The organism is Streptomyces sp. NBC_00887 (assembly GCF_045207585.1).
The window spans coordinates 2454916-2468637 of sequence record NZ_CP108788.1; the positions used below are offsets into that span (position 1 = coordinate 2454916).

Here is a 13722-nt window from a genome sequence, read left to right on the forward strand (position 1 = left end):
AGCTTGGCCGAGCCGGGTGGGACCGGCGGACCGGTCCGTCACCGTGCGTCGCGTAGCTGCAGAAGGTACGCCGCAGTCACCGCAACAGCACGGTCCGCGTCGTGCGACAGCTCCTCGAGTGCCCGTGACGCCCTCGTACCAGGGATGCCTGCCAGAGCCTGGGTCAACCGTCCACGTGCAGGCGCTTCAGCGGTGTCGTGGGCAAGGCGGTCGACGAGGCCGGTCGCGATCTGATCCGCCGCCGCTGGGCCGCTCGCCAGCACGCTCAGTGCATCGGCTGCATCGGTGTCGTTCCTTCCCTCCACGATCATGTCGATGAGCGTGGGAACCGCATCGGCCGTGCCACGTGTCCCGAGCGCCAGAGCCGCATACCCTCGGACCACGACGTCGGGGTTCGCCAGGGCAACCCGGAGCCCCTCGGCGGCCTCGGCATCGGGCATCTCGGCGAGGGACTGAACGGCACGTGCGCGCACCGCCGCCACAGGTGAGCGGAGGCCCTCCGCGAGCAGTGCCGAGCCGCCCTCGCCCGCTCGCGCCAGCGCCCATCGCAGGGCCCCCGCGACGTTCGGGTCCGTCTCGCTCAGTGCCGCATCGACCAGAGCCTCCACCGGCACCGGAACCTCGCCGGCCGAGGAAAGGGCAGCGCGCTGGCGCGCGTCGGCACTCTTCGATCCCAGTGCCTGGAGGAGCACAACGACATGGAGGACGTCTTCCCAGCCGGCGGGGTCCGCGGCATCGATCCGGCGCAGCCGCGTGAGCAGTTCGGTCTCCGCCGCGATGCGTTCGCTTGTCTGCCGGATGAGGTCGCCGACGAGCGCCGAGGGCGTGAAGCCGGGCTCATCGAGCGCGCGTCCGATCTCACGCAGGGACAGACCCAGCGACCGCAGGCTTTCGATGTGGAAGATCCGCCGGATGTCCTCCCCGGAATACTCCCGATAGCCGGAACCGGTACGACCCGAAGGACGCACCAGACCCAGCGACTCGTAATGCCGAAGCATGCGGGCACTGACCCCGGACCGTCGCGCCATCTCACCGATCAACACGCCCTATCGTCCCTCCTCGCCGGACCCGCCCAGGGCCACGACGCGCTTCGCCTCCTCGATGGCGGACTCGAATCCGGCGTCCGGGTCGCGCAGAAGCCGTTCTGTGGCGAGTGCGTGCGCACGCGCGCGCGGGTCGGGGGCCGTCGTCGCAGCTTGCAGAGCGGACGCAGTCGCTTCACCCAACGCGACCAGTGCCCGGCTGAGACTCAGCTGCGTCTCCCGCCCGCCGCGCCCGAGCTGCGTCGCCAGCACCGTGGCCAACGCGGACTCCTCGCCTTCCGGTACGAGCACGACCGCTGCCCGCCAGGCGCTCCGCGCCACCTCGTCGTCGGCGTCGGACAGAAGCGTCCGCGTGATGGCCGGCCATGCCTGCGGGTCCCCGATCTTGGACAGGGTGTGCAGCGCCTGGCTCCGTGCCTGCCCCCGCTTCGAGCGGACTTCGCGGAGCAGCTCGGGAAGCGTCATGGACACGGGGTGCCTGGTGAGCGCCCAGGTCAGCATGTCGCGGACGAAGAACTCAGGCTCGATCGCGCAGCGCTCGATGAGCTTGGCGACGAAGCGCGGGTCGGGCGTCGTGCCGACGGCCAGAGCAGCCCGCAGTCGCACGGACGAACGGTCGTCCGCCAGCCCCCGGAGTGCTCGTACCGCATCCGTGTCCTGATGAGTGATCGTCATCGAGATCACCTCCTTGGCAAGGAGTGAAGACCTTGTCACGGTGTCAAGGTCAAACCGGGTCTGGGCGCGAGCACCCGTCACCCGCAGCCTCCCGAGTGTGCCCCCGGTCGCGTGACGGTACTGGTCACGGGGCTGGTGTACGCGGGCTTTGGGTACTCGGGCCGGCCAGGGGACGGCATCGGTCAAGATGATCGGGTACCGGGCGCATTCGCGGTCCTCACGCAGATCAGCAGGGCTCCGACCAGGGCAGTCGTCCGATTACGGGTGTGGCATCGGCTGCGTGAAGTGGTCATGGCCGACCACCTCAACGCGTCGTCGCCCTGCCCCCGTTCAATCGAATCGGCGTCGGGGCGACCACCGCATCGCCGAAGTCGGCCCTTCCTGCCGTCCGTCTCGTCCGGCAGGTTCAAGAAGGCGCGCCGCCAAGGACCTCCACCTGGCCGGTGTCGAGCGAGTAGTAGGCGCCGACCACGGCAAGTTCGCCCTTCTCCACGAGCGGGGCGAGGTCGTTGTTGTCGCGAAGGTCGGCAGCGGTCAACGTGACCTGGGCGCGGGCCATGGCCTCGACCGGGTCGGCGCCGCCCTCCCCGACTGCCTTTTCGTACGCCGGGCGCAGCGCCTCGACGATCGCCTGCAGGTTCCCGGGCAGCGGCTTTCTGTCACGAAGGGATTCGTACGACGCTCTGATGGCGCCGCAGCGTTGGTGGCCGAGGACCACGATGAGCGTGGTGCCACTGGTCATGGGCCCGTACTCGACTGAACCAGTGACTACAGGGCCGACCGCCTCCCCGCCCGTACGCATCACGTAGAGGTCACCCAACCCCGTGTCGAAGAGGAGCTCAGGCGGCACTCGGGAGTCGATGCACGAGAGGATCGCGCCGAAGGGTTCCTGCTCCTGGGCCAGGAGCTGACGTCGGTCCGGATCCCGGTCGGGGTGCTGAAGGTCTCCGCTCACCCATCGCCCGTTGCCTTCCATCAGCCGCGCGAAAGCTGCGGTGGGTGTGGTCGGGCGCGGACTCGCCGAAGCTCCGGCCGCCGCCGGGGCCGCCCTCGTCAGCGACCCTGCGAGCGCAACGGTGGCGTCCGCGAGACCACCGCCCGGCAGCCCTCCACGATCCGGACGACGTCCTGCTCTGTTCATCGGTTTCCCCTCGATGCCGCCCGGACACGTCCCTGTCTCGACCAGGGGCAATTGTTCAGCGTGGTGCCGGCGACCCGGCAGCAGGCGCAAGCGGGCGCGGGCTGCGTTGCCACAGACGGCGCACAGAACGGCTCGGGAAGGCTTCTCCACAAGCCGGTCGATCTCGGAGGAGGCGGCGAGCGCCGGGCAGGCAGCGTTGATCAGGATGTTCGTATCGGCGAACTGTCGGGCGTTCCCGCACGGTGACCGCGTCGAGGGCCGAATCGGGCGAAGGGCGACCCATCGCGTAGTGCTACTTCGTCGAAGGCCGTGGTAGGACGTGTGTGCTCGTTGATGGGTTGCGCGGCCCTCAAGTTACCCTCCAGGAGATCGGCCTGATAGGCCGTGTACCGTCGGAACCGGACTGAGACGCGCGCTCGAACGATGAGAGCAAGGCTTGGACAGGCAAGGGTCGAAGCGTGGGACACTCGATCATGCCTGTGCCCAACGAGTGGCTGGCCGGCCCGTCCCCGAGGAAGCGCCTCGATCGCGAGCGACTCGAAGAGAGAGAACTCAACCTGCTGTCGTCGCAGAACATGTGCGTGATCGCGACGGCAGGCCCGGATGGGCCGCTCGCGACGCCGGTGCGGTACTTCCACCTCGACTTCGCCGTCATGTTCAGCACGGCTCCCGCGTCGCCGAAGATGAGAAGGCATCGCTGCTGATCCGCGGATGTCAGTGGGCATCTTCGCTCCCTTCGTCGGGCAGGCCAGCAGCCGGGGGGGGGGCTCAGGTCTTCGGGCGGGCTCGCGTTCTGTCGGAGGAAGACCCCGACTTCGTGCTCTACTGGCCTGCATTCCGCTGGCAGTCCGACCACGTCGAGCGGTCGCGCGCGCTGGACGAACCTTCGTCGGGACCTCTCGTGGTGGTCGAGGCAGAGCGGATCGTCTATACCGAACACTGGTTGCGGCGCGAAGGGTTCGCGCCGCGTCAGTTCTGGACCAGGGCGGGTCAGTAACGGCATCGCCTTCCGACGCCCGTCCAGCAACAGGCCCAGCACCCAGCAGATTCAGCCCACCTTTCACCCGCTGGTCCGCACCCGCCGAAGCCGCGCGAACACCTCACCATCCGACTTCCTCCAACTGCCCCCGACACGCAGCGAGTCATCTGCCCGTGCACCAGCAGGGAACCACCGGAACGACGACGCACCAAGGCCCTACCCGGAGCCTGCCCGAACGACCATGGGCTCCCCCGGGCTGACCTCCATGGGTCGGGCCCGGTCTGTCGACTCAGGAGTGACAGAGCAGGTCGAGGACGACAGCCTGGGCGTCGAGGTCGTCGAGATAGCGGTTGGCTTGTTCCCAGTACCCGTCCGTGTCCGCGTCCATCCACTCGCCATCGAGGGTGACCAGGGCGAAGCCCGGCACTGCGCACCGGACCGACCACAGCCGAGTTTTCTCATGCTCCTGCGCGAAGTACGCGACCGGGTCGTTGAGCAGGAACGACGTGCCGAAGTGCGGATCTCCTGCGACGGCCCGTTGAGCCACGTCCTGGACCAGCGGCTGGGCCAGATGCTCTTCCCTGGCGTCTGCCCGGGAGTACCTTGGCGAGTCGGCCTCGTGGCGGGCGAGGAAGTCGGTGAGCGGGCGGGCCGGCGGGTGTATCGCGGTCAGCTCGTTCCAAGCGGTGAGCAGGGCGTCCTGCGCGCGGACCGCTCGTTTCCGCATGCTTGCGAAGTCGAGCAGCCCTCGAGGCCCTCCGTAGCATTCCAGCGGCCCGAGGGCATCGAGCTTGGCTTTCCTGCGCGGCACGGTTGAGGCCGTGACGAGCCTGCGGTCTCCGTCGTGCGGAGGCAACACGAGGTAGGCATTGCCCGTGCTGGAGTGTATGGCCCACCAGTCCCAGTGGCCGACCGGATTCCATTCCTCGGTGAGGTTGAGGTCGTAGGGCGCCATGATGGCAGCTACGGCCTGAGGAACCTTCCGAGGCGCGGTCGGCGGCAGGCACACCGTGGCGAAAAACTTGGTCATACCCGGGAGCGTAAGCCCTGGGATCTTCCCGACCTTGCGAATATCACGTCGGCGGATCCTTGCCTCGCCATGGCGCGGGATGATCCGACATTTCTGGAGTGGGAGCGGCTGCGGCCGTTCCTGCCGGTGGGGCCGGGAGGCACGGACGAGCTCCCCAGAGAACAAGAGGTGGGCGTGACCTTGGCCTCAGCCTCCGCGGATGTTTCCTGCGCCGCCATCGGAGGTCATCACACGTCGCTACGACGGGGCAGCCCTGGGATGCTCCGCTGACCTCGGCGTCATATCCTGCCCTCATGGGTCTCTACATGTCCTGGGAAGTTTCTGGGATTGCATCGGCAGGTGGGGACGTGCGCGACATCGCGGGGGCCCTAAAGGCCCTCAACACGTCTGTCGAGCGCATCCAGGAGCGAGTTGGCCTGAGCCCTTCGGAACAGCGGAGCTTGAACAAGAGTGCCGCTGAAGTACGCTCACGGGTACTCACGGACGGGAGCGCAGCCGTGGAGAAGGGCCGCTCATACTCCATCGTGATCGGCGAAGTGAGGCTGTCTCTCCAGCCCACGGAGGACACCGTCTGAACGCCGCGAACGATTCCGACCCCACTCGCTTGCGGCCCGCGAAATGCGCACAGCCGGCAACGCGGCGGCGGATCTATCCCCCCTCAAGGATGCGCTTGCCGCCGGGCTCCTGTCAGGGCTTGCTGCGCAGGCGTGGGGCAAGGCAGAAATGCACACGCCGGTCTTGGACGGCACGTGGATGTGGGCCCGCGTCAGCGGCTCTCTCGCAGACGAGGCCCCGGTCACGACCGTGGGGAAGAATGGCTGGTCATCGGCGTCGCGAACGGCACAGTACTGTCCGTACCAAGACACGCACGGTGGCAGCAGGTTCCATCCACGTTCCGCACCCGGACCGCGGCCAGATGGGGTCTGACCATCGGCGAAGGCCAGGACGGCTCCCCACTGGGATGGGGACGGTGGGACGGCCACGGCCTCGCCGTCGAGAGCTTCGGCGACGAGAACCGTACTGCTGGCGGTGAGCCCCAGCGGAGACCGCCTGCTCACCGTGACCCATGACCAGGACACTCTTGCCGTACTGCTGGAAGTGTTCTGCGACCGTGGAGGAGCGATGGATGAAGTACCCGTTGCCGACGTCCGGCAAGGAGACCTCTCAGAGGACCCGATAGAGGGTGGTCAGGTCGGAAGGAATCGGTGTCACGTCCACCAGCGCATCCATCGCCCTGTGGCTCTCGTCCGTTGCGAGAGCGACGACGTCCTCACCTGGTGGAAACCCGTGAGTCCTGACGAATGACAACGTCAGAATCCTGATCGCTGAAGCTGTCTGCTCACACCAGCCACGCATCCACCCCTAGTCCAGCCGCTCGCGGACACACTCATCCCCTTCCTCACGCCGAAGACGCCGTCCCCCCGAATTCTCGGCCTCGCTCGAGCAGGGGTGCCTTTCCGTCAGGTCGTCACCCGAGCCGACGCGGCTCGTCGGGGGCTATCCGAAGCGACCGGTCCTCAGCCGGCGGTCCTGGTTCTGATGAGCGGCGCGTCCCGCGTGAACTCCGTGAACCCGACGCCGTAGTACAGCCCGCGCGCCTGGGGATGACCCGGCGCACCCAAGCAGGCGACCATCACACGAGTGGCCCCCGCAGCCCGCGCCACATGCATTCCGTGCCGGAGCATGGCCTTTCCCAGCCCCAGACGCCTGTAGTCGGGATGCGTCCCGACCGGTTCGAACTCAACTGTCCTGTTCGCCTCGTCGAGCCACATGATCGTCGAGGACGCCATCGTGCCGTCCGGCGCCTCCACCAGGATGTGGAGGTCGCCGCGATATGCCGCCGTCTGCCGGACGCCCTCGTATCCCTCGGCCGTGTACGTCGAGGGAGCCCATGCGTCGAGATGGGCCTGGACCGCGGCCTTCGGCCCGGCCTCGCCGGCGGTGCGGAAGCGGAATCCCTCTGGCAGTACAGGTTGTTCCAGGTCGGTGAGGGGTCCCGCTGATTGAGCTGGGTCCAGGACCCGGCGTCGCCGAGCGATTCCGGGTCGGTCCCATAACCGTGCGCCGCCCATCGCTTCAGGGCGAACTCATCGGCGGCGCTCGGCATCACCGTACGCTCGACGTCCTCCGCCGTACCGTCGTACCAGTCGATGACCTCGTCCACCAGCCCGGCGTGGTCGGGGTGTACCTGATACGCCAGGTAGGCACCGCTGACGTCCTTCACCGACCCATCGCTCCGCCTCACCCGGCGCGGAAGCCAGGCCCAGCTCCACGCCACCAGATCCCCACCGGAGAACCACAGGCGACGCGGCCAGTGTGCGCCGTCGGCTGCGTGCCCCTTGCCCCAGTTCCAAGCCAGCTCACCGAACGTCGCGTCGCTGTTGACGAGGTCCGGGCGGATGGCGGTGACACGCTGCGCGAGACCCTGCATCAACTGCATGTCCGCGGCCGTCACAAGCTCGAATTCCGGCATAGTGCGCCACTGTGTCAGGACTCCACAAGGCCGTCGAAAGGTTTTCCGGGCCGGCTCTCACCGCAGCCGACAGCACAGCGCGCCGCGCGTGCGTTCGTGCGCGTCGGCGCTGCTGAGGTTCGGGGCCGACTGCGGGGGTGCGCACCAGAAAACCGGTGATCCTTCGCGCTCTGGGTCTGCGCGAAGGATCACCTCATATCCGCCGCCCGCCTGCCGCCACGTAAAGCCGGACAGGGGCCTTCGGCAGCTGTCTGCCGGGCCGCGCCCGGTGTTCAGTCCTCGGCTCCCGCCCTGCCGCCTGTACTGCCGACGGATCTGCGTCGCAGTACTAGCTCAGCGTCTTCAGCGCCGACGCGTCGTACGGCTTCATCCCGTCGACCTGGCCGGCCAGGACCTTCGCTGCCCATTCCGGGTCCTGGAGCAGGGCGCGGCCGACGGCGACCATGTCGAACTCGTCGCGCTCCAGGCGGTCGAGGAGATTGTCGATGCTGCCGACCGCGGCCCCCTCGCCCGCGAACGCGCGGATGAAGTCGCCGTCGAGGCCGACCGAGCCGACGGTGATGGTGGGCCTGCCGGTGAGCTTCTTGGTCCAGCCCGCCAGGTTCAGGTCGGAGTCCTCGAACTCGGGGAGCCAGTAGCGGCGGGTGGAAGCGTGGAAGGCGTCGACGCCGGCTGCGGCAAGCGGGGCCAGGATCGCCTCCAGCTCTTCCGGGGTCTCGGCGAGCCGCGCGTCGTACGCCTCCTGCTTCCACTGCGAGAAGCGGAAGATCACCGGGAAGCCGGGCGAGACGGCTTCGCGGACCGCTGCCACGATCTCTGCCGCGAACTTCGTACGGGCCACGGGGTCGCCGCCGTAGGCGTCGGTACGGCGGTTCGTCCCCGCCCACAGGAACTGGTCGAGAAGGTAGCCGTGGGCACCGTGCAGTTCGACGCCGTCGAAGCCGATGCGCTCGGCAGCCGCGGCGGCCTCGACGAAAGCACCGATGACGTCGTCCAGGTCCTGCCGGGTCATCGCCTTGCCGGTGCCCTCGGTGCCGTCGACGCGGATGCCGGAGGGGCCGACGGCCGGGGCGTCGGCGTAGGGCGCATCCCCCTGCTTGCGCACCATGCCGATGTGCCACAGCTGCGGGACGATCGTGCCGCCCGCCGCGTGAACGGCGTCGGCGACCTTCGCCCAGCCTGCCAGCTGGTCCTTACCGTGGAACCGCGGCACGCGGTCGCTCTGCCCGGCCGACTCGTGACCGACGTAGGTCCCCTCGGTGACGATCAGGCCCACACCCGCGGCGGCGCGACGGGCGTAGTACGACGTCACGTCCTCACCGGGGACGCCGCCCGGGGAGAACATGCGCGTCATCGGCGCCATCACGATGCGGTTCGGGACGGTCAGGCCGTTCAGCGTGACGGGCCGGGACAGGATCTCGGCCGCACGGTGGGCCGAAGACACGGTGACGGTCACGTAGGTGCTCCTCGCAGGTACTTGATAATATTGATGGTTGATAACTTCAAGCAATAAGGAGACGGTAGATCTAAATATTTGAGATTGTCAAGTTTCCTGGGTAAAGTGACCCCCATGACAGGAACTGCCCGCATCGACACGGCCCAGCTCATGGAGCTGCTCTCGGTGTCCCTCGGTGTCTACTACGGCGACTTCACGGTCGCGGCAGCGAGCGAGAACCTCACCGCGAGCCAGGGCAAGGCACTGACCGTGCTGCGCCGGGGCCCCGCCGCGATGCGCGCCCTGGCCCACACCCTCACCTGCGACGCCTCCAACATGACCGGGATCGTCGACCGGCTGGAGAAGCGCGCCCTGGTGCGCCGCGAACCCAGCCCTTGCGACCGGCGCATCAAGAACGTTCTCCTGACCGCGGAGGGCGAGCGCGTCGCCGACGCGATTCGCGCGAAGATGTGCACCACCCAGGAGGGGCTGGACAGACTCAGCGACGAGGAGCGGGACTCCCTGCACACCCTGCTGGAAACAGTCTTCGTTTCCCGGCCAGGTACCTGTAGCGGCGGCGTGTGACCGAGGACGAGATGCGTTCGCACGTCGACGGCCGCGGCCGAGTCGACCTGCTTCCCGACCGGATCACAGCCGCGAAGCAGCGCCGGATCGAGGGGATCGCCCGCGCGCTCGGCTACCAGGTGCTCATTGTCGAAACCTCGGTCGCATGGGCATCCGGCTCGTCTTCCGACGCGACGACGGCCCGCTCGCACGCCGCCGCAGTGAGCTGACCATCGCACGGCTGCGAGCGGGTGGGCCGCTGCTGTCGCCGATGGAACCGCCCCGCCCCACCACCCGCTCCACCGCCGCCGGTCACACCACGGCTCCAGCGCCGACAGCCCAGCCGTCCACCCTCCACACCCCCGCCGCCGCCACCTGTGGGACCGGCCCGACCGCGTGTTCCGCCGCCGCCACCTGTGGGACCGGCCCGACCGCGTGTTCCGCCGCCTCCGCCTTTCCCGCCGCCGCCCCCACCCCCGCCCTCTTACGGCCTGAAGCCCCACCCGCACCGGGGCGGTGACCTGCGGCCGGGGCGTGTCCGGCGCAACGGGAGCGATGGCGAACAGGGCCTCGCGACCCGCCGTTGACCGGCATCACGGTCCGTCGGCCACAGCGTCGTCGGTCCGCCGGTTCGGTGCCGAGGCAGACCGACGGCGACTTGGTCTATACCAAGCATCGCGGTCCCAGTATCCTCATCCGTGGCCAGGAGCACACTCTTCCCCCACCCAGGTTGCGTGGTGGCGCGGGCGACCCCACCTGCCTCTCCCCCGAGGAGCCGGGTGACCTCCCCATTCGCCGCCTCTAGGAGTAACGGTGAAAATTCGCACCAGAAGCTCGGCGATCATCGGCGCCATCTGCCTCGTGGCTTCCCTCGCCTTGACCACGGCGTCCGCCGACGAGCCCGCCGCCCCACGTCAGGCGGCGAAGGTCACGCTCAAGAAGGTCGCCACGGCCCAGAATCCGTCCGCAGGAGCCGCCGGCCCCGGAGGCACGGTCTGGATTGCCGAACGTGCGGGCACCGTAAGGGTCTTGGGTCCCAAGGGGCTCGGTGGGCCCGTCCTCGACATTTCCGGCGAGACCACCACCGATGGCGAACGCGGCCTGCTGGGCGTCGCGTTCGACAAGAGGTTCGCTCACTTCTACATCTCGTTCACGAACCTTGAAGGAACCAGCACCGTGGACGAGTTCGCCGTACGGGGCGGCAAGATCCAGCCGAACACCCGTCGCACCGTCCTCACCCAGACGCAGCCCTACTCGAACCACAACGGCGGCGACATCAAGTTCGGCCCCGACGGCTACCTCTACATCGCGTTCGGCGACGGCGGCGCGGGCGGCGATCCGCACGGCAACGGGCAGAACCTCGACACGCTGCTCGGCAAGATGCTGCGGATCGACCCGAGGGGCGGCAAGCCGTACGCGATCCCGCCGGACAACCCGTTCGTCGACGACCCCGACGCCAGGGACGAGATCTGGGCGTACGGGCTGCGCAACCCGTGGCGGTTCTCCTTCGACGCGGGTACGGGCGACCTGCTGATCGGTGACGTCGGCCAGAGCGACTGGGAGGAGATCGACTGGGCCCCCGCCGACAGCAAGGGCGGTGAGAACTACGGCTGGTCCCAGATGGAGGGCACCCACCCCTTCCGAGGCGCCACGGAGCCCGCGAACCACGTCCCGCCTGTCCACGAGTACGACCGCAACGGGCTGGGCTGCTCGGTGATCGGCGGATTCGTCTATCGGGGCAAGGCGATCCCAAACCTCAAGGGTCAGTACGTGTTCAGCGATTACTGCGACGGCACCGTCCGCGCCCTGCAGATGGAGAACGGCACGGTGACCGGCGTGAGTGACCTCGGAGTCAACGGCGGCGAGACCGTCTCATTGGTGGAGGGCTGCAAGGGCGAGCTGTACGTGCTCGGCATAGCCGGCAGCGTCTCCCGCATCGACCCGGCGTAACGGTCACCGGAGACAGAGCCGCCGACGGAGCAGCGAGTGCCCAAGCCGGCTGGAGAACCTCCGAGTTCTCCGACCGGCTTGGGGTTGTTTTCGGGGGTCGGGCTCGGAGTCCGGTCTCTGTGCCGGACTCCGGGCCCCGGTTACCAGGCGCCGTGGTGGGCCAGGCCCAGTGCCAGGGCGGCCACCGCGGTGAGGAGGAACACGATCCCGCCCACGATGTTGCGGGACCCCACCCGCAGATGGGCAATGATCGCGCCGATGAAGTACAGCACGAGGCCCGAGGCGGCGAGAGTTCCCAGGAGCGGCACGGCCAGGCCGGCCAGCAGCCCCACGGTGCCCGCCGCCAGCAGTATGCCGAGCACCGGTACCCACTTCCGGTCCAGCCCCTTCATGTCCGCCTGGGTCTTGGGGTATTCGTGGCCGATCAGGTAGGTGACGGCCGCGGCGCCGTTGAAGACCGCGCCGAGGATGGTGACCGTGACATAGGCGGCGAACACGATTTCTCCGTTTCTGTGGTGCGTAGCGTTCCTGAGCGGTCCGTCAGGGGATGCCGCTCTCCTGCATGACGAACCATCGACCCGTTTTCGTGACATCGGTGGGCAGCCGAGCCTGCCAGTGGCCTCGACGCAGCATGGTGTCCGCCGGCACCACCGCGGGCGGAAGTGCTGTCGGAGCCTGAATCAATGCTTCCCGTGCGTCGATGACCCGCCCCGGGTCTACGGAAACGGAGTCAGCCGGAAGCCCCCGGGAGCCGGGCGATGACACCGGGCAGATCGGCGCCGGCCGGGAGCGTGCCGAAGGCCAGGCCCTGGTCACCGGCCAGCCGCGAGGCGCAGAACGCGTCCGCGACGGCGGCCGGGGCGTGTCGGACCAACAGGGAGCCCTGCAGCACCAGCGCCATGCGCTCGACCAGCCTGCGGGCGCGCAGGGCCACGTCCTCGGTGAGCACCAGTTCGCCGCGCAACTGCCGCCAGGCCGCGTCGAGTCGTACATCCGCACCCGCGGCGATGTCGATCTCGGCACCGAAGGCGTCGAGGGACTCGGGTTCACGGGTCAGGGCGCGCAGTACATCGAGTGCGTTGACGTTGCCCGAGCCCTCCCACAGACCGTTGAGCGGTGCCTCCCGGTACAGCCGGGGCATTCCCGATGCCTCGTCGTAGCCGTTGCCGCCGAGACACTCCAGGGCTTCGGCGACCGCCGCCGGCTGGCGCTTGCACACCCAGTACTTGCCGACCGCCGTGGCCAGCCGCAGGAACACCCGCTCCCCCGCGTCGCCGCGCTGCGCACGGTCGGTCGCTCCCGCGATCCGCAGCGCCAGGGTGGTCGCCGCCTCCGACTCGATGCCGAGGTCGGCGATGACGTTGCGCATCAGCGGCTGGTCGATCAGGTTGGTGCCGAACACGGAGCGGTACCTGACGTGATGGGCGGCCTGCGCGAGCGCGGCACGGGTCCCGGACGCGGAGCCCAGGATGCAGTCGAGCCGGGTCATCGTGACCATGTCGATGATGGTCCGCACACCCTGCCCCTCACGGCCCACCGGCCAGGCAACGGTGTCGTCGAACTCCGGCTCGCTGCTGGCGTTGCTGCGGTTGCCCAGCTTGTCCTTCAGCCGCTGGATGCGGAAGGTGTTACGACTGCCGTCCGGGAGCACTCGCGGAACCAGGAAGCAGGACAGCCCTCCCGGAGCCTGGGCCAGCACCAGGAACACATCGTTCATCGGGGCGCTGGTGAACCACTTGTGGCCACGCAGCCGCCAGGTGCCGTCGGGCTGTTCGGTGGCGACGGTGGTGTTGGCCCGCACATCGGTGCCGCCCTGCTTCTCCGTCATGCCCATGCCCGCGAGGAGGCCGCTCTTGCTTGCGGGCGTACGCAGACCGGGGTCGTACGTCCGGCTCGTCAGCAGCGGCTCGTAGAGAGCGGCCAGCTCCGGCGCCGAGCGCAGGGCGGGGACGACCGCATACGTCATCGAGACCGGGCAGCCGTGCCCCTGCTCGGCCGAACTCCACACCATGAAGCCCGCCGCGCGCGCCACATGGGCGCCGGGCCGCGCATCCGCCCACGGCGCGCCACCGAGGCCCTCGCTGATCGCCACCTCCATGAGCGCGTGGTACGACGGGTGGAAGTCCACCTCGTCGATCCGGTTGCCGTAGCGGTCATGGGTGCGCAGCACCGGCTCGTTGCGGTTGGCTTCCTCGGCCCAGCGCTGGACCTGCTCCGAGCCTGCCAGCCGGCCTATGCGGTGCAGGTCCTCCACGTACCACCCGGCGCCCTCGCGGTGGACTCCCTCCAGCAGTACGGCGTCGTCGGCGACGTCGTGGCCGACCAGCGGTGGCGGCTGGTTGGTCACCTCATGGGTGCGTCCGGTGGGGTCGCTGCGCAGTGCGGCGTCTGCTGTCGTGGTCATCACGGTCCTCCGGACTCGGGGGTCGTAC

Annotated in this window: 12 protein-coding genes and 1 pseudogene; 5 read left to right on the plus strand and 8 right to left on the minus strand. The window is 68.7% G+C overall.

Annotation, left to right across the window (positions count from 1 at the left end; all coding sequences use genetic code 11):
• Nucleotides 1-38 precede the first annotated feature (38 nt).
• The 3 genes from OG844_RS11165 to OG844_RS11175 form a co-directional block, all read right to left on the minus strand.
• A complete protein-coding gene (locus OG844_RS11165) occupies nt 39-1043 on the minus strand; it encodes a MerR family transcriptional regulator (RefSeq protein ID WP_406389733.1) in 1005 nt (334 codons plus the stop codon).
• A 3-nt stretch (nt 1044-1046) separates the two neighbouring features.
• The gene (locus OG844_RS11170; RefSeq protein WP_406389734.1) at nt 1047-1718 is read right to left on the minus strand and encodes a HEAT repeat domain-containing protein; all 672 of its coding nucleotides are present in this window, start codon (nt 1716-1718) and stop codon (nt 1047-1049) included.
• Between the two features lie 406 nt (nt 1719-2124).
• Nucleotides 2125-2673: a carbonic anhydrase gene (locus OG844_RS11175; protein WP_406389735.1), complete on the minus strand. Its 549-nt coding sequence runs from the start codon at nt 2671-2673 to the stop codon at nt 2125-2127.
• Nucleotides 2674-3332: 659 nt separating this feature from the next.
• Here OG844_RS11175 and OG844_RS11180 point away from each other — a divergent pair.
• Nucleotides 3333-3856, plus strand: a pseudogene (locus OG844_RS11180) (pyridoxamine 5'-phosphate oxidase family protein).
• Nucleotides 3857-4127: 271 nt separating this feature from the next.
• Here the strand turns inward: OG844_RS11180 and OG844_RS11185 are convergent.
• Nucleotides 4128-4868, minus strand: coding sequence for a hypothetical protein (locus tag OG844_RS11185; protein WP_406389736.1), 741 nt, complete (start codon nt 4866-4868; stop codon nt 4128-4130).
• A 293-nt stretch (nt 4869-5161) separates the two neighbouring features.
• Here OG844_RS11185 and OG844_RS11190 point away from each other — a divergent pair, with 293 nt between their 5' ends.
• Nucleotides 5162-5443, plus strand: a complete 282-nt coding sequence (locus tag OG844_RS11190; RefSeq protein WP_406389737.1) for a hypothetical protein — start codon at nt 5162-5164, stop codon at nt 5441-5443.
• Between the two features lie 942 nt (nt 5444-6385).
• Here OG844_RS11190 and OG844_RS11195 read toward each other — a convergent pair.
• Nucleotides 6386-6940, minus strand: coding sequence for a GNAT family N-acetyltransferase (locus tag OG844_RS11195; protein WP_406389738.1), 555 nt, complete (start codon nt 6938-6940; stop codon nt 6386-6388).
• Nucleotides 6941-7669: 729 nt separating this feature from the next.
• A complete protein-coding gene (locus tag OG844_RS11200; protein WP_406389739.1) occupies nt 7670-8797 on the minus strand; it encodes an NADH:flavin oxidoreductase in 1128 nt (375 codons plus the stop codon).
• Between the two features lie 114 nt (nt 8798-8911).
• Here OG844_RS11200 and OG844_RS11205 point away from each other — a divergent pair, with 114 nt between their 5' ends.
• From OG844_RS11205 to OG844_RS11215, 3 genes are all read left to right on the plus strand, one after another.
• On the plus strand, nt 8912-9361 hold the full coding sequence (locus OG844_RS11205) for a MarR family winged helix-turn-helix transcriptional regulator (protein WP_406389740.1): 450 nt from the start codon (nt 8912-8914) through the stop codon (nt 9359-9361).
• Nucleotides 9358-9570, plus strand: a complete 213-nt coding sequence (locus OG844_RS11210; RefSeq protein WP_406389741.1) for a hypothetical protein — start codon at nt 9358-9360, stop codon at nt 9568-9570. The genes OG844_RS11205 and OG844_RS11210 overlap by 4 nt, the downstream gene beginning before the upstream one ends.
• Nucleotides 9571-10153: 583 nt before the next feature.
• The gene (locus OG844_RS11215) at nt 10154-11290 is read left to right on the plus strand and encodes a PQQ-dependent sugar dehydrogenase (protein WP_406389742.1); all 1137 of its coding nucleotides are present in this window, start codon (nt 10154-10156) and stop codon (nt 11288-11290) included.
• Nucleotides 11291-11430: 140 nt separating this feature from the next.
• On the opposite strand, the gene OG844_RS11220 is transcribed toward OG844_RS11215, so the two are convergent.
• Together OG844_RS11220 and OG844_RS11225 are read right to left on the minus strand one after the other, a co-directional pair.
• On the minus strand, nt 11431-11787 hold the full coding sequence (locus OG844_RS11220) for a DoxX family protein (RefSeq protein WP_351181566.1): 357 nt from the start codon (nt 11785-11787) through the stop codon (nt 11431-11433).
• A gap of 233 nt (nt 11788-12020) precedes the next feature.
• Entirely contained in the window at nt 12021-13694 is a 1674-nt protein-coding gene (locus tag OG844_RS11225; protein ID WP_406389743.1) for an acyl-CoA dehydrogenase family protein, read from the minus strand.
• Between the last annotated feature and the right edge of the window lie 28 nt (nt 13695-13722).